The sequence below is a fragment of the Paracoccus alkanivorans genome (assembly GCF_003697785.1).
GTDB classification, from domain to species: Bacteria; Pseudomonadota; Alphaproteobacteria; order Rhodobacterales; family Rhodobacteraceae; genus Paracoccus; species Paracoccus alkanivorans.
Genome location: NZ_QOKZ01000005.1, coordinates 158,202 through 180,563 on the forward strand (window position 1 = coordinate 158,202; position 22,362 = coordinate 180,563).

The 22,362-nt window shown below is 62.6% G+C and carries 19 protein-coding genes and 1 riboswitch; of the genes, 6 read left to right on the forward strand and 13 right to left on the reverse strand.

All coding sequences use genetic code 11. The annotated features are described in order from the left end of the window. Positions 1-80: 80 nt before the first annotated feature. A complete protein-coding gene (locus tag C9E81_RS14130) occupies positions 81-1,253 on the forward strand; it encodes an acetyl-CoA C-acetyltransferase (protein WP_122113005.1) in 1,173 nt (390 codons plus the stop codon). Positions 1,254-1,344: 91 nt separating this feature from the next. Continuing rightward, positions 1,345-2,070: an acetoacetyl-CoA reductase gene (gene phbB, locus C9E81_RS14135; protein ID WP_122113006.1), complete on the forward strand. Its 726-nt coding sequence runs from the start codon at positions 1,345-1,347 to the stop codon at positions 2,068-2,070. A 78-nt stretch (positions 2,071-2,148) separates the two neighbouring features. On the opposite strand, the gene C9E81_RS14140 is transcribed toward phbB, so the two are convergent. Genes C9E81_RS14140 through C9E81_RS14150 form a run of 3 tightly spaced genes read right to left on the reverse strand, consistent with a single transcriptional unit; the run spans position 2,149 to position 3,334 of the window. Further along, on the reverse strand, positions 2,149-2,313 hold the full coding sequence (locus tag C9E81_RS14140) for a YdcH family protein (RefSeq protein WP_122113007.1): 165 nt from the start codon (positions 2,311-2,313) through the stop codon (positions 2,149-2,151). Between the two features lie 60 nt (positions 2,314-2,373). Continuing rightward, positions 2,374-3,132: a tRNA1(Val) (adenine(37)-N6)-methyltransferase gene (locus C9E81_RS14145; RefSeq protein WP_122113008.1), complete on the reverse strand. Its 759-nt coding sequence runs from the start codon at positions 3,130-3,132 to the stop codon at positions 2,374-2,376. Beyond that, a complete protein-coding gene (locus C9E81_RS14150) occupies positions 3,125-3,334 on the reverse strand; it encodes a putative signal transducing protein (RefSeq protein WP_122113009.1) in 210 nt (69 codons plus the stop codon). The genes C9E81_RS14145 and C9E81_RS14150 overlap by 8 nt, the downstream gene beginning before the upstream one ends. A gap of 75 nt (positions 3,335-3,409) precedes the next feature. Here C9E81_RS14150 and C9E81_RS14155 point away from each other — a divergent pair, with 75 nt between their 5' ends. After that, complete coding sequence (locus C9E81_RS14155; RefSeq protein ID WP_122113169.1) at positions 3,410-4,411, forward strand: polyprenyl synthetase family protein; 1,002 nt, start codon at positions 3,410-3,412, stop codon at positions 4,409-4,411. Positions 4,412-4,495: 84 nt separating this feature from the next. Here the strand turns inward: C9E81_RS14155 and C9E81_RS14160 are convergent, their stop codons facing one another. Further along, on the reverse strand, positions 4,496-5,830 hold the full coding sequence (locus C9E81_RS14160) for an ammonium transporter (RefSeq protein WP_122113010.1): 1,335 nt from the start codon (positions 5,828-5,830) through the stop codon (positions 4,496-4,498). A 355-nt stretch (positions 5,831-6,185) separates the two neighbouring features. On the opposite strand from C9E81_RS14160, the gene C9E81_RS14165 reads away from it, so the two are divergent. Further along, positions 6,186-8,492: a transglycosylase domain-containing protein gene (locus C9E81_RS14165; protein WP_122113170.1), complete on the forward strand. Its 2,307-nt coding sequence runs from the start codon at positions 6,186-6,188 to the stop codon at positions 8,490-8,492. Between the two features lie 94 nt (positions 8,493-8,586). Here C9E81_RS14165 and C9E81_RS14170 read toward each other — a convergent pair whose 3' ends face one another. From C9E81_RS14170 to C9E81_RS14185, 4 genes are read right to left on the reverse strand one after another with little or no spacing between them, the layout of a single operon-like run. Then, positions 8,587-9,327 carry an ABC transporter ATP-binding protein gene (locus C9E81_RS14170; protein WP_122113011.1) on the reverse strand — a complete coding sequence of 247 codons (741 nt, stop codon included), beginning with the start codon at positions 9,325-9,327 and terminating at the stop codon, positions 8,587-8,589. Next, complete coding sequence (locus C9E81_RS14175) at positions 9,324-10,310, reverse strand: FecCD family ABC transporter permease (protein WP_122113012.1); 987 nt, start codon at positions 10,308-10,310, stop codon at positions 9,324-9,326. The genes C9E81_RS14170 and C9E81_RS14175 overlap by 4 nt, the downstream gene beginning before the upstream one ends. Next, positions 10,307-11,107 (reverse strand): ABC transporter substrate-binding protein, encoded by an 801-nt coding sequence (locus tag C9E81_RS14180; protein ID WP_243698662.1) that lies wholly within the window; start codon positions 11,105-11,107, stop codon positions 10,307-10,309. Before C9E81_RS14180 ends, C9E81_RS14175 begins: the two co-directional genes overlap by 4 nt. Next, positions 11,094-12,905 carry a TonB-dependent receptor plug domain-containing protein gene (locus C9E81_RS14185; RefSeq protein ID WP_166461919.1) on the reverse strand — a complete coding sequence of 604 codons (1,812 nt, stop codon included), beginning with the start codon at positions 12,903-12,905 and terminating at the stop codon, positions 11,094-11,096. The genes C9E81_RS14180 and C9E81_RS14185 overlap by 14 nt, the downstream gene beginning before the upstream one ends. 122 nt (positions 12,906-13,027) lie before the next feature. Continuing rightward, positions 13,028-13,222: riboswitch (cobalamin riboswitch) on the reverse strand. Positions 13,223-13,434: 212 nt separating this feature from the next. Between C9E81_RS14185 and C9E81_RS14190 the strand changes: the two genes are divergently transcribed. Beyond that, the gene (locus C9E81_RS14190; RefSeq protein ID WP_279432717.1) at positions 13,435-14,127 is read left to right on the forward strand and encodes a GntR family transcriptional regulator; all 693 of its coding nucleotides are present in this window, start codon (positions 13,435-13,437) and stop codon (positions 14,125-14,127) included. A 171-nt stretch (positions 14,128-14,298) separates the two neighbouring features. Here C9E81_RS14190 and C9E81_RS14195 read toward each other — a convergent pair whose 3' ends face one another. From C9E81_RS14195 to ectA, 4 genes are read right to left on the reverse strand one after another with little or no spacing between them, the layout of a single operon-like run. Next, the gene (locus C9E81_RS14195; protein ID WP_122113016.1) at positions 14,299-15,723 is read right to left on the reverse strand and encodes an aspartate kinase; all 1,425 of its coding nucleotides are present in this window, start codon (positions 15,721-15,723) and stop codon (positions 14,299-14,301) included. Between the two features lie 2 nt (positions 15,724-15,725). Continuing rightward, a complete protein-coding gene (locus C9E81_RS14200) occupies positions 15,726-16,121 on the reverse strand; it encodes an ectoine synthase (protein ID WP_106689892.1) in 396 nt (131 codons plus the stop codon). A gap of 7 nt (positions 16,122-16,128) precedes the next feature. Further along, on the reverse strand, positions 16,129-17,421 hold the full coding sequence (gene ectB / locus C9E81_RS14205) for a diaminobutyrate--2-oxoglutarate transaminase (protein ID WP_122113017.1): 1,293 nt from the start codon (positions 17,419-17,421) through the stop codon (positions 16,129-16,131). A gap of 55 nt (positions 17,422-17,476) precedes the next feature. After that, entirely contained in the window at positions 17,477-18,022 is a 546-nt protein-coding gene (gene ectA, locus C9E81_RS14210) for a diaminobutyrate acetyltransferase (protein ID WP_122113018.1), read from the reverse strand. Positions 18,023-18,244: 222 nt separating this feature from the next. Here ectA and C9E81_RS14215 point away from each other — a divergent pair, with 222 nt between their 5' ends. Continuing rightward, positions 18,245-18,751 carry a MarR family winged helix-turn-helix transcriptional regulator gene (locus C9E81_RS14215; RefSeq protein ID WP_122113019.1) on the forward strand — a complete coding sequence of 169 codons (507 nt, stop codon included), beginning with the start codon at positions 18,245-18,247 and terminating at the stop codon, positions 18,749-18,751. 72 nt (positions 18,752-18,823) lie between these two features. Here C9E81_RS14215 and C9E81_RS14220 read toward each other — a convergent pair whose 3' ends face one another. Then, positions 18,824-22,276: an AAA family ATPase gene (locus tag C9E81_RS14220; protein WP_122113020.1), complete on the reverse strand. Its 3,453-nt coding sequence runs from the start codon at positions 22,274-22,276 to the stop codon at positions 18,824-18,826. Positions 22,277-22,362: the final 86 nt, after the last annotated feature.

A 22,362-nucleotide genomic window follows, 5' to 3' on the forward strand; every position in this document is an offset into this window, starting at 1 on the left:
ATTAACTTGACGTCAAGGCATGAAACCGCATTCTTAGTTCGACTCGCCGAAATCCCGGCGTCGATCGGAAGGAGCCCGACATGACCAAAGCCGTAATCGTATCCGCCGCCCGCACACCGGTGGGCAGTTTCCTCGGCTCATTCGCAAATGTTCCCGCGCATGACCTGGGAGCAGCCGTCCTCAGGGAGGTCGTCTCCCGTGCTGGTGTTGACCCGGCGGAGGTCAGTGAAACCATCCTTGGTCAGGTGCTGACGGCAGCCCAGGGACAGAACCCGGCGCGCCAGGCACATATCAATGCCGGTCTGCCGCAGGAATCCGCCGCCTGGCTGATCAACCAGGTCTGCGGTTCCGGCCTGCGCGCTGTCGCACTGGCCGCACAGCAGGTGATTCTCGGGGATGCGAATATCGTGCTGGCGGGTGGCCAGGAAAGCATGTCGCTCGCGCCACATGCCGCCTATCTGCGCGCGGGGCAGAAAATGGGCGATATGCAGATGATCGACACGATGATCCGCGACGGGCTCTGGGACGCGTTCAACAACTACCATATGGGACAAACCGCCGAAAACGTGGCAGAGAAATGGTCCATCAGCCGCGAACAGCAGGACGAATTCGCCGTCGCATCGCAAAACAAGGCGGAGGCTGCACAAAAGGCCGGGAAATTCGACGATGAGATCACCGCCTACACGGTCAAGACTCGCAAAGGTGATATCGTCGTGGACAAGGATGAATATATCCGCCACGGCGCGACGCTGGAAGCCATGCAGAAACTGCGTCCGGCCTTTACCCGTGACGGTTCGGTCACCGCCGCGAACGCATCCGGCCTCAACGATGGCGCCGCCGCCGTCATGGTAATGACCGAGGAAGAGGCGAATCGCCGTGGCCTGACCCCTCTGGCACGGATCGCATCCTATGCGACCGCCGGGCTCGACCCTGCCATCATGGGCACCGGCCCCATTCCATCCAGCCGCAAGGCATTGGAAAAGGCGGGCTGGAAGGCCGAAGACCTGGACCTGGTCGAAGCCAACGAAGCTTTTGCCGCGCAGGCCTGTGCCGTGAACAAGGACATGGGCTGGAACCCCGAGGTTGTTAACGTGAATGGCGGTGCGATCGCGATCGGTCATCCGATTGGCGCCTCGGGTTGCCGTATCCTGAACACCTTGCTGTTCGAAATGAAACGCCGCGATGCCAAGAAAGGTCTTGCCACATTGTGCATCGGTGGCGGCATGGGCGTCGCCATGTGCCTCGAACGTTGACCCGGAAAAAATCTGCGCGCAATTATCTTGCGCGCAGATCTCTAATTCGATAGCAAGATTTCAAGACGGTTCAACGCAAAGGGGGGAACGAATGGCTAAAACAGCATTGGTCACCGGGGGTTCACGCGGTATCGGCGCGGCGATCTCGAAGGCACTGCAGGCAGCAGGATATACCGTCGCCGCCAATTACGCCGGCAATGACGACGCGGCGAAGAGCTTTACCGAAGAAACCGGCATCAAGACCTATAAATGGTCGGTCGCCGATTACGATGCATGCGCCGCCGGTGTGAAGCAGGTCGAGGAGGAGCTGGGACCGATCACGGTGCTGGTCAACAATGCCGGCATCACCCGCGACGCGATGTTCCACAAGATGACCCCTCAGCAGTGGAAAGAGGTTATCGACACCAACCTGACCGGCGTCTTTAACATGACTCATACGACCTGGGGTGGCATGCGCGACCGCAAATTCGGCCGGGTCATCAATATCAGTTCGATCAACGGGCAAAAGGGTCAGGCCGGCCAGGCGAATTATTCGGCGGCAAAAGCAGGTGATCTAGGCTTTACCAAGGCGCTTGCGCAGGAGGGTGCACGTGCAGGCATCACTGTCAACGCGATCTGCCCCGGCTATATCGGCACCGAGATGGTTCGTGCCATCGACGAAAAGGTGCTGAACGAACGGATCATCCCTCAGATTCCGGTCGGCCGCTTGGGCGAGCCCGAGGAAATCGCGCGCGCCGTGGTATTTCTTGCCTCGGACGATGCAGGATTCATCACCGGTTCGACCATCAGCGCCAATGGCGGCCAATTCTTCGTCTGACCGGCAATCAGAACCAATAAGCACGGCCCGCACCTATGGTGCGGGCCGATGTCATTTCAGCGCCACTGTTCAGCAGAATCAGTGCGACAGCCGGGAAATTTCCTCTTTGAGGCGCAGCTTTTCACGTTTCATCGCAGTGATCTCCAGATCGCTGGTGCCCGGGCTCTTCTGCGCCTTTTCCACGGCATCTGACAGGTTCTGATGTTTCTTGCGAAGCTCTTCAACGTGGGAAGCAACCGACATCGCGTCCTCCTCTGTGTGGGTGTCGAACATTACGGATTGCAGCACAGAACTCTGATTCTGTCACGATTCTTTCGCAAAATACTCAACCATTGACGCTCCTTCGCGGAGAACTGCCGAGGCCTGGCTGGAAAAATCCTCTCCATCCAGCCAGTGCTGCGCTCCGTCATGCATGATAAAGGGTGCCAAAAGGCGCAGCGGCGTGCGGGCGGCCTTCCGCGCGGTCAGAATGATGCGCCCTGCTTCGCGCCCCTGCCGGGCGGCGACCGGCAGGATCGCGATGGCTCCGGCCCGCCCCTGCAAGGTGCTGAGGACTGCATCCAGCCGATCAGCGCGTTGTATCAGGGTGATAATCCCGCCCGGCCGCAACCTGCGCAAGGCCGCATCGATCCATCCGACCAGCGGCGTGTCCTCTTGCCGCGACAGGTTTCGCCCCGCATCCCCGGCTTTGGTGCCGGCGATGAAATAGGGAGGATTGGCGATTACATGATCGAAGCTCTCCCGCCGCAGTTCAGCGGGCATGGCCCCCAGATCACCGGTCAGGACATGTAGTGATATCCCGTTCCTCGCGGCATTACGACGCGCCAGTTCCGCGTAATCCTCCTGCCGCTCCAATCCGGTCAGCCGCAAACGCGGAACACGCCAGCCCAGGCACAGGCTGGCAACACCTGCCCCGCAGCCCAGTTCCAGCACGCTCTCGTCCGGCTGCGCGGGACAGGACGCAGCCAGCATGACGGCATCGGCGCCCGAGCGATAACCCCGCAACGGCTGCGTTATCCGCAGGCGCCCACCAAGAAAGCCGTCTTCGCGCAACTCATTCATCCAGTCCCGCGTCCCGCAAGATGCTCCGGGCCATGAATTCGTCACGATCCGCGACCATGACCCGCCGCGGCAGGATCCCGAGCGAACCGTCCAGCACGCTCATATGCCGGTCCATTTCGAAGGCCGCTATGCCTTCCTGCTCCAGCAGGTCGACGGCTCTGGATATCCTGACGGGATCGGTGCTACGAAAAAGCTCTTTCATCGGCAAAAGGATATGTGGCGGTTGCGCAATTGTCGATGGCGTGGCAATGCGTTGAACCAGAAATGGGGTATGGCCATGGGTGTGAACGAAAACGTTCTGAAACCGCTGGACCAGCTCGCGTCGACCTTATCGGCCGAGATGGATGCAGTGAACACGCTGATCCGCGCGCGGATGTCCAGTCGTCACGCGCCACGCATCCCCGAGGTCACGGCGCATCTGATCGAGGCCGGCGGCAAACGGCTGCGCCCGATGCTGACGCTGGCGGCGGCAAAGCTGCTGGATTACCCGGGCGAGTATCACATACACCTTGCCGCGACGGTCGAATTCATCCACACGGCGACGCTGCTGCACGACGATGTCGTCGATGAAAGCCGGCAACGGCGCGGGCGGCCGACGGCCAATCTGCTGTGGGACAATAAATCCTCGGTGCTGGTTGGTGATTACCTGTTCGCGCGCAGTTTCCAGTTGATGGTCGAGCCGGGCAACCTGCGGACGCTGGAAATCCTGGCCAATGCCAGTGCCACGATTGCCGAGGGGGAAGTGCTGCAGCTGACCGCCGCCCAGGATCTTCGCACGGATGAGGAGATCTATCTGCAAGTGGTGCGCGGCAAGACGGCTGCGCTGTTTTCGGCCGCGACCGAGGTGGGCGGCGTCATCGCAGGCGCTCCGGCAGAGCAGGTGCAGGCGCTGTTCGATTACGGCGATGCCTTGGGAATCGCGTTCCAGATCGTCGATGACCTGCTGGATTACGGTGGCGCGACTGAAACCATTGGAAAAAATATCGGCGACGATTTTCGCGAACGCAAGCTGACGCTCCCGGTGATCAAGGCAGTTGCCAGGGCCGATGACCGGGAGCGCGCATTCTGGTCGCGCTGCATCGAGGCCGGGGATCAGCGCGATGGCGATCTGGAGCACGCGCTGACCCTGCTTGCCCGGCACAACGCGATGGAGGCTGCGCGGGCGGATGCCCTGAGATGGGCCGAGCGCGCAAGATCCGCTCTTGCACCGCTGCCTGATAACGCGATCCGCGGAATGCTGTCGGATCTTGCAGACTTCGTCGTCAGTCGGGTCGCCTGAGATTTTCGTTTCAAGCTGTCCTGAACAGAAAGGCGGGCCGGTTTCCCGGCCCGCCCCTCTCCGGGAAGAGACTGTGAATTCCTGTTATTTTGCCTGAACAAAATCGGGATAGGCTTCCATTCCCATCTCGGAAATATCCAGCCCGCTGATCTCGGCCTCCTCGTCGACCCGAATACCCATCGTCGCCTTGAGGACGGTCCAGATCACGAAGCTGAGCACGAAGGTAAAGGCACCGATGGCCGCCACGCCGACAAGCTGGGTGATATAGCTGGCATCGGGATTCGAGGCGGGCACAACCAGTGTCCCCCAGATGCCTGCAACAAGATGGACCGGGATCGCGCCGACCACATCGTCGATCCTGAACCTGTCCAGCATCGGCACCACGAGAACCGCGATCGCACCGCCCACGGCGCCGATCAGGATGGAACCGAAGATGGACGGGAAAAGCGGCTCTGCGGTGATCGCGACCAGCCCGGCCAGCGCCCCGTTCAGCACCATGGTCAGGTCGATCTTGCCATACAGGGCCTGCGTCACGCCGATGGCGGCGATGGCACCGGCCGAGGCGGCCATATTGGTATTCACGAAGATACGGCTGACATCGGCGGCATCATTGACCGAGCCGATGGCCAGTTGCGAGGCTCCGTTGAAGCCGAACCAGCCGAGCCAGAGGATGAAGGTTCCAAGGGTCGCAAGCGCCAGATTCGAGCCAGGCATCGGCTGCATCCGGCCATCGGCGCGGTATTTGCCGCTGCGCGGACCAAGGATGATCGCGCCGGCCAGCGCCGCGAAACCGCCCGTGGCGTGAACCAGGGTAGAGCCCGCGAAATCCGAAAAGCCCATCTGGTCAAGAAAGCCCGTGCCCCATTCCCAGCTTGCCTCGATGGGATAGATCACCCCGGTCAGCAATACGGTAAAGATCATGAAGGGCCAGAGCTTGACCCGCTCGGCCAGCGTCCCCGACACGATTGAGGCAGTCGTTGCACAGAACATCAACTGGAAGAAGAAGTCCGATCCCGCCGAATACCCGGCCGAAGCATCGCCCGCAGCAACCGGGTCGATCGCCTTGGGACTGAAGATCTGCCCGATCACGCCCGGCACGGTCCAGCCATCGTCTCCCGGATACATCAGGTTATAGCCGATCAGCCAATACATGAGGCCCGCGATGGCGAACAACGAGACATTCTTGAAAAGCTGGGTCGTCACGTTCCGGGACCTGACGAGGCCGGCCTCCAGCATGGCAAAACCCGCCGCCATCCACATCACGAGGAAGCCTCCGATCAGAAACAGCAACGTATTGAAAATATAGGCCACATCCGCGCTGACTGCGGGAGCTGCCCCCGTGGCGGCCGCATCCTGCGCGACGGCTGGCAGGGCAACCAGGATTGCCATTGCCGCGATTAACGGGGAAGTTTTTCTCATGTCATTCACCTGTCTGCGTTTAAAGCCGCCGGACCGGCTGCCTTCCGCATCGTGATCGGCAATCGGACGCCGTTTCGACAAGACTGTGGGCAATCTGCGGCAGGGCGAAACAGGAAATGCCTATTTCAAAGGCAATTTCTTTCCTGATTGCGCCCAAATCATGCAGAAATTATCTCGCGAGCTTGATGTTCTGCCCGATCGTTTTGCAACGCCTGCGAATTTCGCGCTATTGGAACCGCTCGCGCCGATCACGGGTTGGTCAGTGCAATTCCATGTTCAAAGTTTCTCATGTATGATGTTCATCCATCAATTGGCCGTCACGAAACGGCTCCGCAACGAGCAGGCAAAAGCAGGCATGAAACGACCAACCGGCACTCCAAAGCGCACGGGCCGCAGCCCGGTTGCCGACAAGCGCACTCAGCCCCCGGCCAGCACCCCGTCCAAGCCGCGCCGCAAGGCGGGAAATCGCGGCCGGCAATCACGCAAGGGCAATGTGGTGCTGCGTAGCGTCGCCGGCATAGTCAGCCTGATATGGCGAGTCCTGTGGGGCTCCGTATGGCGCCTTGCCATGGTGGTCGCACTGATCATCGGCGCCGCCACCGCCTATTATTATAGCGGCCTGCCCGAACCACAGGCCCTTTTCGACGCACGCGCACGCGGTTCGGTCACGATGCTCGATCGTCATGGCAAGGTCTTTGCCTGGCGTGGCGAAACTTTCGGCACGGTGAACAGCGACCAGATCGCCCCGGTGCTCAAGCATGCCGTCATCGCGACCGAGGATCGCCGGTTCTACGGCCACCTGGGCATCAGCCCCCGCGGCATCGCCAGCGCCATCAAGATCAATCTTGCCGAGGGTCGCGGTCCCCTGGAAGGCAATGGCGGCTCGACCATCACGCAGCAGGTGGCAAAACTTCTGTGCCTGGGTGAAACCTTCGATCCGATCCGTTGGAAGAACGAGGCCGAGTTCGAACAGGATTGCCGCGTCACCAGCTTGTGGCGAAAGGTCAAGGAAGTGCCCTTCTCATTCGCACTCGAGGCGAAATATTCGAAGGACGACATCCTGAACATCTATATGAACCGCTCTTACCTGGGTGCCGGGGCGCGCGGTTTCGAGGCTGCCAGCCAGCGCTATTTCAACAAGCCGGCATCGGATGTGAACGCGGCAGAGGCCGCGATGCTGGCGGGGTTGCTGCAGGCGCCCAGCTATTTCGCTCCGACCGCCAGTCTGGAACGCAGCCAGAACCGTGCAAATGTGGTGCTGGGCCTGATGCATGAACAGGGCTATTTGGAAGATCAGGAATTCGCTCAGGCAAAGGAACACCCGGCGCAGTTGTCCCAGGCCGCCGCCGCCCGTGCGGGCGGATATTTCGCCGATTGGGTGATGGATACCGGCCCCGGCTTCCTGACCAGCGAGACGACCGAGGATGTCACGCTCAAGACCACCTTCGACCAGAAGGTTCAACAGGCCGCCGAACAGGCTCTGAAACGCGTTTTCAACGAAAAGCTCAAGGATGGCAGCAAGGTGGAGGCCGCGGTGGTCGTCATGTCCGCCGACGGCGCGGTCCGGGCCATGATCGGTGGGCGCGATACGACCGTGAACGGTGCCTTCAACCGCGCGATCCAGGCGAAACGGCAGACCGGTTCCAGCTTCAAGCCATTCGTCTATGGCGCTGCGCTGGAGGCAGGTTATTCGCCCTCGGATATCGTGCAGGACGGGCCGCTGACCATCAGTATTCCCGGCGGCAAGCCATGGTCGCCCAAGAACTACACGCGCCGCTATTACGGTTCGGTCACGCTCACCGACGCGCTGAAGCGCTCGCTGAACACGGCGACCATCCGCCTGCAAGAGGCGGTGGGGCGCGAGGCGGTCAGGCAAGTGGCGCATGATTTCGGCATCGTCAGCAACCTCACCACCAGCCCTTCGCTCGGTCTCGGCGCATCGGAGGCAACCCTGCTGGAACTGACCGGCGCTTATGCGGGCATCCGTAATGGCGGCACTTCGGTTGCGCCCTACGGTCTGGTCGAACTGACCATCAAGGGCGATGAGAGGCCCTTGATGGGGCAGCTTGGCGGCTTTGGCGAACGGGTCATCAGCCAGCGCGCTGCCGGCCAGCTAATCTATATGATGCAGCAGGTCATCCAGTCGGGAACCGGCACGCGCGCCAAGCTGGGCGACCGCCCGGTCGCAGGAAAGACCGGCACGACCAGCAGCTATCGTGATGCGTGGTTCGTCGGGTTCTCCGAGCAATATGTAACCGGTGTCTGGATGGGGTACGACGACAACACCCCGCTGACCGAGGTAACCGGCGGCGGTCTTCCGGCCGAAATCTGGCAAGCCGTGATGACCGACATCCACAAGGGCCTGCCCGAACTTCCGCTCTCGACGGTTTCGCCCGATGGCAGCGGCATCATCGTCTCAAGCGGGGAAAACACCCCGAAAGTGGTGACATCCGGCTCCCCCGACGATCCGCTTGCGGCTGCATTGGCGGGTGCGATGCAGAGCGCCGAAAGCCAGCGGCAGGCGCAGAATCAGGGTGGACGGGTTGTCACGGCACCAACCGAGATCACCGGGAATGCACCGCAAACCGAAGGATCGTCGACCTCATCCGGCTCCGATGACGCGCTGAGCCGGGCACTGAACGGCATTCTCGGAGGGAATTGACCATCGCACGATTAACAGATGCTTCCAGTGTTCCGGGCTGATCCAGCCTCGGGGCACTCGAAGATCCGGTCGGTATCGCTCGCCGGGTATCGTGTCAGATCGGCAGGATGGCGGGGCCGTCGGGCGTATCAATGCGCCGGGTGGTAATGCCGAAGGCTTCCCGGATCACCTCGTCGCGCAATACGTGATCGGGGCTGCCATCGGCCAGAATCCGTCCCTTGGCCAGCAGCACCAGACGGCTGCAGAACCGCGCCGCCAGCCCAAGATCGTGGATCGAAACCAGCAGCCCGCGCCCCTCGCCCGCAAGTCCCTGGAACAGCCGCAGGCAGGCGAGTTGCTGCGCCGGATCAAGGCCCGCCACGGGTTCATCCGCAATCAGCAGCGGAGCTTCCTGTGCCAATGCCCGGGCGATAAGGGCGCGAGCCTGTTCGCCGCCCGACAGGCGTAGCGCGGTGCGGTGCCGGAAAGGCTCCAGCCCCATGCGGGTCATCGCCGCCTCGATCGCCTTGCGATCCTCGGAGCTGCGTCCACTGCCGGGCCACGGTATGCGCCCTAGGGCAACCAGATCCTCGACGCTGACGGGCCATGCGATTTCGCGCGATTGCGGCAGATAGGCCGCCGCGCGGGCACGGGCAGTCGCATCCATCGCGGCAAGGTTCGAGACGCCGGAAAAGGGAATCAGCCCAATTGCCGCCTCCATCAATGTCGATTTCCCCGCGCCGTTGGGGCCGATCAACCCAACCAGTTCTCCGGCGGCAATCGACAGGCCGACATCACGCAAGACCTCGCGGTTACGGCGGATGACGGATAATTCGCGCAGTTCCAGTAACATCACATCCGCCCTCCGCTGCGCGTCTTCCAGATCAGGTGCAGGAATAGCGGTGCGCCGACGATCGCGGTCAACACGCCGAGCTTGAGATCCCGCTCGGGCAGGATCAGCCGCACCGCGATATCGGCAGCCAGAACCAGCGCCGCCCCCCCCAATGCAGAGGCGGGCAGCAACGCCGAGGGCCGCGCACCGACCCATGGCCGCAGGATATGCGGCACGACCAGCCCGACAAATCCGATCACCCCGCCCACGGCTGTGGCGGGGCCGACGATCAGCGCAACCCCCGCGACCAGCCGCCAACGCAATGTCGTGGGCGAGACACCCATGGCCGCCGCCGCATTCTCCCCCAGTGTCAGCGCATCCAAGTCACGGGCGGTGGTCCAGATCAGCATCGCCCCCAGGACCATGGGCGGCAGGACCAGCCAAACATGCAGCATCGAGCGATCGGCGAGCGATCCCATCAACCAAAAGACGATCTCGTTGGCGGCATAGGGGTTGGGCGACAGGTTCAGGACCAGCGCCGTTCCCGCATTCGCCAGCGCCGAAATCGCAATTCCCGCAAGGATCAGCGTGACCGAGCCGCCCCGCGGCCCAGCCAGCGCAACCAACAGTCCCGCGCCCATCCCTGCCCCCAGCAACGCCGAAAGCGGCAATGCCATGGCAGCACTCAGCGACAGCCCGGTCTGGATGGCAAGCACCGCCCCCAATGCGGCCATGCCCGAGACACCAATCAGCCCCGGCTCGGCCAGGGGGTTGCGCAGATAACCCTGCATCGCCGCACCTGTCAGCCCGAGTCCGCCCCCGACGACCAGCCCCAGAACCGCCCGCGGCAGGCGGATCTCGCGCATGACGATCGGCATCGGTCCTTCGCCGCCCAGCAACAGCGCCCGCAGGCCATCGACGACGCTCAGCCCCGCCGGGCCGGTGATCAGCGAAGCTGCGAACAACATCGCCGTCACAAGGATCAGCATAGCGAAAAGCGGTCTCATTGCAGCGCCTCGATCGCCCGCAGGATAAAGGGTGTGCCGCAGACCCAATCGCGATCGGTGACCTCGGCGGTATCGGGTGCCAGCTTTTTCAATGCCGGATGATCCAGGATCGCTTCTGAGCGCGACTGTCCCGGCCATTTCGCCCCGGTGATCAGCCGGTCAGGCTGTGCCATGACGACCAGTTCCAGCGGCAATCCGGTCGTGCTATCGACGCCATAGTCACCGGCGATATTCTCATACCCCGCTGCGTCGAGGATGGTTCCGGCCAGCGTGTTCCGCCCCGAGGTGATCCCGTTCGCATAGTAAAGTGCCGCCTTTCCCCGATAGTGGTCGCTGCGGACCCGCGCCAGTTCGCGGTCGAAACCGGCAAGCAGATCGGCGGCGGCATCCTCGCGAACCAGCAGTTCGCCCATACGGGTAATCCCGCTGCGGATCGCCTTAATGCTTTCGGCTGGCGGCAGCACCTCGACGCGAATGCCCAGCCTCCGCAACATCTGCAAGGTCGGCCCGGATTCGAACTGACCGGCGATAACCAGGTCAGGGCGCAGCAGATAGATTTCCTCAGCCCGCCCGTGATTGACAGGATAATTTGCGGCGGTTTCGGCCATGGCCGACATGCGTGGATCCCGCGCCAGGTGGCTGACCGAGATCAACTGCCCTTCTGCCGCCAGCAACATGGCAAGCTGATCGGTGCACAGGTTCATCGATACGACCCGTTGCGGGGCGGCAGTCACGGGTGCGCCGGCAGCGATCAGCATCGCCGCCAGCCAGCCAGCAATGATCCTAGAAGGACGCACGAAGCCCCGCATAGAGTGAACGATCCGGAGTGCCATAGCCCTCGGTCAGTTGATATTGCTCGTTAAAGACATTCTCCAAGCGCAGGTAAGCCTCTGCCCTGTCGTGCAGGGGATGGCTCAGCAACAGGTCAACCGTGGTGAAATCATCCATATCCTCCGGCCGGCCGGCAATATGCTGCAACGCAATCGCCGCCGTGGTGCCGGTCGCGAAGCGCGTCTCGAAGCCAAGGCTCAGGCTGTGGGCGGGAACCTCTGCCCATTCCGAGGCCACGTCGTTATCGGTATAGGTATAAGCCGCCGTCACCGCATGTCCCAAGCCGAATGCATAGCGTCCATCGAGTTCCAGCCCCCTGCGGTGCGCCTTGCCTTCCACCTGCGCATAGCCATCGTCATTCCAGTCGTCCGGGGTGTCGCGATCATCCCAACCGATCAGGTGATCCGCCTCCATCCAGAACAAGGTGGCACGCAGATGGCTGTCCTCGCCCCACAGCTTCTCCACCCCGATCTCGGCGGTCCTGCTTTCTTCACGCTGCAACTCCGCATCGCCGTAAGGCCCGAACAACTCGTAAAGCGACGGCGCGCGGAAACCGTTGCCGAAAGCGGCCCGGAAAAGCAGATCGTCATCGGCACGATAGACAGCGGCGAAGCGGCCTGATGTAAAACCGCCGAAGCTGGAATGATCATCGCGCCGCAACGAGACGCTGATATCGACACGATCCCCGAGCGGAGCGGAAGCTTCGGTAAACACGCCCGACAGCCGGGTTTCGCCATGCCCCCTGGCTTTTTCCTTCTCGGTATCGGCGCCAAAGATCACGCGCGCTCCGGATGCCCCCAGATCTGTCGCCCCCTGCCAGGACAATTTCGTGCGGGTGCCAACGAAAGGATCACCATGCCCGTTTTGCCAACTGGTTCTGTCGATATGATATCGCGTCAGTGCCAGCTCGTGATCGACTGCACCGGCCGAGAATGTCGTAAAGCCACGCAGACCGTAGGACTCGCGTTCGTTGTAATCATCTCCGGGCGTACTCCCTATATCTCCACCGAAATCGTCGAATTCGCCCTCGCTCTTTTCCCAGAAGCCGTTGAGACCTATGGTCACGCCGTTCTGCAACTCCTGCGCGGCATAGAAATTCAGGCGCGCGGCATCGAAACCGTCATTCTCGAAATTGCCGTCATTATCGTCCGTGGCGGAAAATCCGTCGCTGTGAATGCGACTGGCAGAGAAAGCCAGATCGGTCCCGCCCCGCCTGAATGTCACGCCGTAATTGGCGAGAGCCGTGTTGTAACTGCCCGCCTCGATCGCGAAACTGTGCTGCACGCCATCCTGCGTCGGACGCAGCGATTGCAGGCTGAGCACCCCGGCCACCGCGCGCGAGCCATAGAGGGCGGATTGCGCGCCACGCAAAAGCTCTGCCCGCCCGATTCCCGCACCGGTCATCCCGCCGATATCGAAATAGGGCTGCCCCGCCGCCGGATCGGAAACGTCGATCCCGTCTATGATGACCGGCAGATATTGCGCTGGCGCGCCCCGCAATTGCAGTGATCCAGTCGTTCCGAGCGGGCCCGATTGACGCAATGAGACCCCCGGCAACCGGCTAAGGCTTTGCGCGATCGGCTGGCCGGTGCGGGCAATCAACGCGTCATCCGTCAGCACGGACACCGAGCTGCCCGACCGGCTGAGTTCGGTCGCCTCGCGGTTTGCAGTCAGGGTGATTTCAGGCAGAACAAAAGCATCCTGCGCCATGGCGGGCAGGGCCGTAACGGCAGTGGTCGCAGCCAGAATGGCAAGCTGTCTCATCGGATGTATTCCCTCCGGACGCCCTTGCGGGGCGGGATGCGGTCTGTCCGGAGGGGTCTTTCCTTCGGACGGCGAATACCACCACGACGGAAGAACCGTTTCGCGCATGCCCCTCGCATGCACTCAGGGTGATCGCATCGGCAGGTCTCCTGACTTCGCGGGTCGCAGCTTGGCCGGGCCTTCCCATCGGCGTATTCGCAGACAGTGGCATTCTCCGGTCTCGCTCACCGCTCACAGTTGCGGGGGCAGTCGCGGATTCACACCGCGTTCCCTTTTCACCGGGCAAATCGCCCGAAACCGAGGCAGGGCGGAATTAATCCATCGCCTCATATTAAGCAAGCAATATCGCCGAAACAGTAACGATATTACCTGCTTCCGGCTCAGGAGGACGATCCGGTTGTCGACAGAAGGCACCATACCGGCTAATCATCATTTATGTTGCGCAGATGTGCTGCGATTGACGGGTTCGACTGGTTTACTGCGCAGTTCTAAGTAGATAAGCCGGACGAGTTTCAGGAATCCGATGCACATGAATACAAAGCCATTACCCCGTTCCGCCCGACTTACACGCACATCCCTGTCCGAACGCGCGGCGACAAAGTTGCGCAAACTGATCCTGCGCAATGTGCTGGTCCCGGGCAGTTCCGTCACCGAGCGCGAGGTCTCGGAACAGCTTGGCATCTCGCGCACCCCGGCGCGTGAGGCGATCCGGACGCTGGTTGGCGAAGGGTTGATCGTCGTCAGCGAAACCGGGCGCCTGTCGATTGCCAACCCGGATTTCGATGCGATCATAGATCTCGTGCAGGTGCTCAGAGCATTGGAAGCACTTGGGTGCGAACTGGCCGCAGAAAACGCCAGCGACGCCGAGTTAACCAGTATAAAGCAGAGTCATAACAGGATGTGCGAGGCGGTGGCTGATTCCAGTGACTTCAAGTATTTTGACGCCAATATCGCCTTTCACCGCTCTATCGTCGCCGCCAGCCATAATCCGGCATTGGTGCAGACGCATAAACTGATCGACGATCAGCTTTACCAGGCCCGTTTCCGCTGTTCGCGCCAACAGGGCCGGCGGGAGATCGCGATAGAGGAACATGACCGAATCACCAAAGCCCTGCTCGCCCGGGACAAGGCACAGGCGCGGCAGGCCATGACCCTTCACCTGACCACAACCATCCACAATCTGCGCGCCATCGAGGAAGAGGACTCGCAATCCGCAGAATGATGTAAACGCGATGCGCTTCTGGGCAGCGAACCCGTCGCCGGTGCATTCAGGAAGGCAGCTTCAGGGATAACAAGGCGCATGCCGCATGCCGACCGGACGATCGTACAAGACGATGATCGTCCGGCCATCTCCCTGATCTACGGGATAAATTTCGGGGCGGGAATCCGCTGTTCAGGCTGCTTTCAGCAATCCACTGTCCGAATTCTCGATAAGGGCATGGTGCAGCGCCTTGATCGCCGGCTGCATCACCTCGCGCTCGACGATGAACTGCACATCCACGGGGCGCGGTCCCTGCGTCGCGCCGATCGCCTCCAGCCCGTTATCGGCCAGCGCATTCAGCCCGCGGCTCAGCACCGCCAGCCCGTTCAGGTCGCGTCCCACCGCAGCGACCATCGAAATCGCGCGTGACGTTACCCGCGCCGAAGGATAGCGCTCCACCAAGTCCTTCTCGACCCGGCGCAGCACCTTCAACGAGCTGTCGACGTAATGCGTAACCGTATTGGCGTTCGAGACCTTGGAGACGATGCGGACGTTATGCCGGGTCAGGATATCCAGAACGGCGCTGTCATAGCCCTTGGCACCGACCATGTCCTGTTCGAACAGTTCCAGTGCGAACAGGTCGAGGCCCGTCACGATCTCGACATTCGGCCCGTCTGCGGGCTGGTCATCGATCAGCGTGCCGGGGTCCTCGGGCTCGAAAGCGTTGGTCACGCGCAGCGGCACACCGGACTGGCGCAGCGTCTTGGCGGCCTTGGGATGGATCGCCTCCATGCCAAGGTTGGAAAGCTGATCGGCGACATCATAATTCGTCCGGCCCAGCTTACGCACGGCATCCTGCCCGACAAGCTTCGGATCGGCCGAGGAAAGGTGAAATTCCTTGTGGATAATCGCCTCGCGTGCACCGGTCATCGACGCCAACCGCGAGAAGGTCACCTCGGAATAGCCACGGTCGAATTCACGCATCAGCCCTTCGGCACATTGCGCATAGCCGGTGACGATGGGCATCTCGGCTGCCGGATCGATATCCTTCATCGCGCCCTCGATACGCTCGTCCAGGCTCACATCGCCCTCGTCGCGCCAACCCGACAGGTCGACGAAACGGGCATTCACGCCGGCGCGTTGCAGCATCAGCGCGGTGACGAAAGCCGAATGCGCCTCGCCCAGTCCCGACAGCAGCTCGCGCGTCTGCAGCATATGCTCGGACAGGCGGAAATGGCCGTAAGTGCACAGGCGCTGCAGATCGATCAGGCAGTTGCGGGCGCCAAGGATGCGATCATGCACAAAGGCATCCGCGCGCTCGATATCGCCGGGGTGATCCAGCACCGCCTTATGCGCCGCGACCATCGCGTCCGACACGCGGTCCAGAGCCTCGTGCCAGCCGTGATCGGAATCCGAACTGGCGAAGGCCGCATAGACCCCGGCCTTGCCGGATTTCTTGTGTTCCAGCAGCAGATCGGTGATCCCGCCGAAAGCCGAAACGACAAAGATGCGTCCGTAAAGGTCGGCCCCCTTGCGGTTTCCGATGATCAGCGTGTCGCGCAACTCATTCACCCGCGACATGGACGTGCCGCCGATTTTCTCGACAGTATGGGTCATGTTCAGTCCGTCAATTCTTCCACCGGGGCGTAAGAGCCGTCTTCGCGGTGGACTTCCTTGCCCGTTACCGGCGGGTTGAAGCAACAGGCCATGACCAGTTCTTCTTCGGCCCGCAGGGTATGCTTGTCATGCAGGTTCAGCGCATACATGACACCGGGTTTGATTTCATGCGTCTCGCCGGTCGCCAGATCGGTGATCGAGCCCTTGCCCGACATGCAGTAGACGCTTTCGAAGTGATGCTTGTAGTGGAAGGTATGCTCGGATCCCGCCTCGAGCGTGGTGATGTGGAACGAGAACCCCATCCCGTCATCGGCCAGCAGCATCCGCACCGAGTTCCAGCGTGCATCCGACACCGAGCGGTCGGTGTCTTTCAGTTTGTTGAAGTCGCGAACGATCATCTCTGTCTTACTCCGCAGCAATCTTGGTCGTGTCGAGAGTTTCCCGGGCCGCATCCAGCAGGATGTCAAAGCCTTTTTCGAATGTCTCCACCGGGGTGGTCAGCGGGGCCAGGACCTTCACGACCTGATCTTCGCTACCCGACGTCTCGATCACAAGCCCCTTCTCATAGGCACGTGCGCAGATTTTCCCGGCCAGATCCCCGGACCCTACATCGACGCCGCGCATCAGCCCGCGGCCCTTCAGGAAGGCTCCGGGAACCAGATCGGCCAGTTCGGTCAGCCGCTTTTCGATCAGCGCGGCCTTTCCGGCCAGCTCGGTCTCGAAACTCTTGTCGGCCCAGAATTTCTCGATCGCGATACGGGCAGTGACGAAGGCATGGGTATTACCCCGGAAAGTGCCGTTATGCTCGGCCGGACCAAGTACGTCATGCTCGGGACGCACCAGAACCAGCGCCAGTGGCAAACCGAAGCCCGAAATGGATTTCGCCATGGTGACGATATCGGGAGTGACCCCCATCTCTTCGAACGAGAAGAAAGTGCCGGTCCGGCCGCAGCCAGCCTGGATATCGTCAACGATCAGCAGCGCGCCGTGCTTTCTGGCGACAGCGGCGATCTTCCGGACGAATTCGCTCGAGGCGGCGTTCAGCCCGCCCTCACCCTGTACGGTTTCCAGCATGATGGCGGCGGGCGCGTCGATCCCTCCCGAAGCATCGGACAGCATCTGATCCAGCAGTGCGGCCCCATCGACACCATCGGCATAGCCGTCATAGGGCATCCGGGTGACACCCTGCTTGTCGATCCCCGCGCCACCACGGTGATAACCGTTACCGGTTGCCGCCAGCGCCCCCATGGTCACGCCATGAAAGCCATTGGTGAAGGCGATGACATTCGTGCGGCCGGTCGATTTGCGTGCGATCTTCATCGCCGCCTCGACAGCGTTCGCACCGGTGGGACCAGTGAACATTATCCGATGATCCATGCCGCGCCGGGCAAGGATGTGGCGCTCGAATGCCGACAGGAAGCCGGCTTTCGCGTCAGTGTGCAGGTCCAGCCCATGGGCCAGCCCATCAGCGGTGATATGTTCGACCAGCGCGGTCTTCATGTCGGGATCGTTATGGCCGTAATTCAGTGAGGAACAGCCCGCTAGGAAATCGATATATTCCGTGCCGCCCTGCGCGGTCAGGATCGAGCCGCGCGCGGCAATGAAAACAGCCGGAATACCCCGGCAATAGGAACGCGCCTCGCTTTCGCGGCGCTCGAAAATACCGGTATCGATACCGTTGGTCATATCCTTGGACATTGGAAATCCTTTCGCACCTTGTGCGTTTTGATAAAGTCGGCCTGTTCGGCGAAGCTCAGGCGGCAGCCGAGGACGCGTCTTCCTCGTCGGGCAGGGTGATCGTCACCATATGCTCGGTGGCGTGCTGGCCATCGAAATGAAGATCGCGCTTGTAATGCGCCTTGTCGGAAAGCTCCCCGCCCACCTCGCGGGCAAAGCTGCGGAACAGCGCCCAGGAAGCCTCGTTATCCCTGGTGATGGTGGTGTTGAGCTGCTGCGCCTCTGCACAGGCATCGCGGCCGATCAGATGCTCCAGCATCTTGCGGCCCAGTCCCAGCCCACGGGCGCGGGGGCTGACGGCCACTTGCCAGACGAACAATGCATCCTCATTGGGGATCATGTGACCGGAGATCCAGCCGACGATATCGCCATTCATTTCCGCCACCACGCAGGTGTCGCTGAAATGCTCGGCCTGAACGATATTGCAATACATCGAGTTCTCGTCCAGCGGTTTGCATTCCCGCACGAGTTCCCAGATGGCCGAGCCGTCGGTGCTGCGCGGTTTGCGCAGGACAATCGTCCGGTTGCGATGCTTTTCGATCTCGTTCACGTCTTTGGGCATGGAGTCCGATCTCTGCTTTGCTTCGCTTTACTAACTAATAAAAACACCCCTCGGTTGCAACCGATACGGCAAATTTTAGCCAATATCAGCTAAATAACTGTCGATATGGAGATTTTGGCGGCACCCAAACCAGAACCCTGTGGAAAATCACTTAGTCAAGCAAAATATTTACTCATTGTTTAGCAATTGAACGATTCCCGCGTTTCATGTGATGATCGCAACATGAGCAAGCCGAACGAAAATCGCCTCAACGAAGCCTTGATCGCGTTGCGCCGCATCCTGCGCGCGACCGAGCTTTACGAGCGTGAACTTGCCCAGGCCGCCCGGCTGACACCGGCCAAACTGCGTGTATTGCAAATTCTTGCCAGCCGCGAAGGCGGCAGCGCCACCCCTACGGCATTGGCCAATCAGATGGGCGTCAGCCAGGCAACGGTGACAGCGCTGGTCGATCAGTTGCAAAAACGCGAGATGGTCAGCCGCCAGCGATCCAGCATGGACCGGCGGCAGACCAATGTCGTCATCGCGGAAGCGGGCACAGAAGCGCTGAAAAACGCGCCAAGTGCCCTGCAACAGCATTTCGTCAGGAATTTCGAGAAGCTCGAGAACTGGGAGCAGCAAATGGTCCTAGCGGTCCTGGAACGCGTCGCGGCTATGCTGAATGCCGGAGAGATTGAGGCATCGCCAGTGCTGACCATCGGCGATATCCGCAAGGACCGCGATCGCCTTTGACTACGGCAATGTATCGAACGATTTCGGCCGCCTGGCTTTCGCCGCGCAGCGTCCGGCGGCATTGCCGGGGTCTCAGGCGACCAAGGCTTCGGCGCGCTGCAGATCGACGCTGACAAGCTGGCTGACGCCCTGTTCGACCATAGTCACACCGAACAACCGGTCCATCCGCGCCATGGTGACCGCGTGGTGGGTAATGATCAGGAAACGCGTCTCGGTGCGCCGCGTCATCTCGTCAAGCAGATCGCAGAAGCGGCTGACATTGGCATCGTCCAGCGGCGCGTCAACCTCGTCCAACACGCAGATCGGCGCGGGATTGGCCAGGAACACAGCGAAGATCAGCGCAAGCGCCGTCAGTGTCTGCTCGCCCCCGGACAGCAGGCTGAGCGTGGACAGTTTCTTGCCCGGCGGCTGGCACATGATCTCCAGCCCGGCCTCCAGCGGATCGTCGGATTCGACCAGCACCAAGCGTGCCTCGCCGCCCCCGAACAAGGTGGTGAAAAGCGTCGAGAAATTGGCATTCACCGTGTCGAAAGCCGCCAGCAGCCGCTCGCGCCCCTCGCGGTTAAGGCTGCCGATCCCGGCGCGCAGCTTGCGGATCGCCTCTTCCAGATCCGCCTTCTCGGCAGCCAGCCGGTCGCGCTCTTCCTCCAGTTCGCGCTTGTCCTCGTCGGCGCGCAGATTGACCGCGCCCAAGGCATCGCGCTGTGCGCGCAACCGTGCGATCCGATCCTCCAGCGCGGCAGCGGGGGTCTCGGTATCGGCTTCCTCCAGACTGTCGCACAGCGCCTGCGGCGTCGATTCGGTTTCCTCGAAGATCCGCGTCCGGGCCACGGCCTCGCTGTCCCGCGCCGCCTCCGCCCGTGCCTCACGCGCGGCCCGCGTCTCGCGCGCCTCCGAGGCCATGCGCTCGGCATCGCGCTCGGCGTGGGCGGCGGCGCGGGCTGCGTCATCGGCAGCCGACAGCGCGTTGCGGGCACGGGAAAGCCGGTCCTCGGCCTGCGCCTCTCGCTCGCTCAGACTGTCGCGTTTCTCAGCCAGAACAGCGGGTTGCGCCTCTGCCTGCTGCAATTCCCCGGCGGCGGCCTCGCGGCGGCTGGCCAGCTCAGCGGCCCGCGTGCCCGCCTGCTGAAGCCGCAGCTTCCAGCCCGATTCCTCCTTGGCGATTTCCTGCAGGCGTTTCTGCCGGGCGTTCCCCTCGCGGCGCAATTCATCCAGAGCGGCCCGGCGGGTCATGGTCGCGATTCGCGCCGCCTCGACCCCGGTGCGAGCATTCTCGACTGCCTGCGCGGCATCGCCGCGATCCGGCAGATCGGCCAGAGCCCGCTCGGCCTGGGCCAGTCGGGTCCGGGCGTCCGAGGCATCTGCCCGGTGCCGGGTCAACTCACCCCGCGCCGATTCCACACGGCTGTTCGCCATCGCCAGATCGGATTCCGCACGGGTCGCGGCCCGCGCCGCATCCGACAAGAGCCGTTCGGCCTCGCGCCGCCCGTCGCGGGCGGATTTCTCCTGCATGGAGGCATCGTTCAGCCGCGCCTTGGCCTCGTCATGGGCGACAGTAGCCGCATCCGCTCGTGCCTGCGCTTCTTCAACTTGCGCGATTATCTCGTTGAGTTGGTTGACCTTTTGTAGATGCAGCGCAGCGGAGGAGGATGCCTCGCCCGCCATCACCCGCATCCCGTCCCACCGGAACAGATCGCCCTCGGGTGTCACCAGCCGCTGGCCGGGCAGCAAGCCCGCCTGCATCGCCGCCCCGGTTTCCGTATCCGCGACCAGCCCGACCTGAGACAAGCGCCGCGCCAGCACTTCGGGACCGGTGACATGCCGCGCCAGAGGCTCCGCCCCTTCGGGCAAGGGCTGCGGCGAATCCCAACCGGGCAGATCGTGCCAACCCGTCTCCCCGTCCTCGGCCAGCCCGGCCCGTAGATCGTCGCCCAGGGCGGCACCGAAGGCGACCTCGTAACCCTTGGCCACCTGCACCCGGTCAAGGATCGCCTTGCCATCCGACTGCCCCCGCTCAACCAGCCGTTTGAGCGCCGCCATTTCGGCGGCCAAAGCGCCCGCCTCGCCCTCGGCCTCCGACCGGGCGGCGCGGGCAGAGGCTTCGGCTGCTTCGGCTTCGGCGCGGGCGGCTTCCGCACCGCCCAAAGCCTCCTCGGCAGCCTCGGCCCGGTCGCGCGCGGCGTCTTGCGCTTCTTCGGCGGCCCGCAATGCCTCTTCGGCAGCGATCCCGGCCTGAGCGGCCCGGTTAGCATTCTCGTCGGCCTCGGCGGCGGCGCGTTCCGCACGCGCCAGCATATCGCGCAAATCCGAGACCAGCCGCTCGGCGGATTGATGGCGGGCGGCAAGCCGCGCCGATTCGTCGGTCAGTTCGGCCAGCCGCGCCTCGACCTCGCGTAGCGCCTCGGCGGCCTCATCCGCCGCAGCGGCCGCCGCGTCCACGCGCTCGTCATGGCCCTGCCCCGATTTCTCCAACTCGGTCTTTTCCCAGGTCAGACGCTCCACTACCTCGCCCGCATCGCGGTTCAGTGCTTCCTCGCGTTCGATATCCCGGTCAAGCTGCGCGATCCGGGCGGCCAGCGCCGAAACCTGCTCGGCAGCCCGCGCCTCGGCCTCGTCCAGCGCCTCGCGCTCCACGGTCAGGCGCGACAGGATCGCCGCCGCCACCTGCTCTTCCTCGCGCAAGGGGGGCAGCGCCTCATCTGCGGCCTCTCGCCGCTCTGCGGCCTGGCGCGATGCCGCCTCGGCCTCAGCCGCAGCCTTGACCGCCGCCGCAAGGGCCTCGGTCGCCGCCAGCCGCGCCTCTTCCGCCTCGGACCAGCGGCGATAGAGCAGCAGCCCCTCGGCCAGTCGCAAGGCCGCCCCGATCTCGCGATATTTCGCCGCCGCCCGCGCCTGCCGGGCAAGGCTGGCCGCCTGCGTGGACAACTGATCCAGCGTGTCGTCCACGCGGGTCAGGTTGTTCTCGGCCCCGTTCAGCTTCAGCTCTGCCTCGTGCCGGCGCTGATAGAGCCCCGAGATCCCCGCCGCCTCCTCAAGGATCCGACGGCGGCTTTTGGGCTTGGCGTTGATCAGCTCGCTGATCTGCCCCTGCCGCACCAGCGCCGGGGAATGCGCGCCGGTCGAGGCATCGGCGAACAGCATCTGCACATCGCGCGCCCGCACATCCTTGCCCGCGATCTTGTAGGCGGAACCGGCATCGCGGGTGATCCGGCGCACGATGTCGAAATGATCCTCGTCATTGAAACCCGCCGGCGCCAGCCGGTCCCGGTTATCGAGGGTCAGCGTGACCTCGGCATGCCCTTTGGCGGAACGCCGCGAGGTGCCGGCAAAGATCACATCCTCCATCCCCTCGCCGCGCATCGCGGTCGGGCGGTTCTCGCCCATGACCCAACGCAATGCCTCAAGCAGGTTCGACTTGCCACAGCCATTGGGACCGACAACACCGGTCAGCCCCTCGCGGATGACCAGGTCGGTCGGGTCCACGAAGCTCTTGAAGCCGTTGAGACGAAGGCGGTCGAAGCGCAAAGGTCGGCCTTTCCAGAATCAGAGTTATAGAGGATTGTTGCCGCGAGACCGCTACAAGTCAACACGAACCCCAAGATATGGACGAA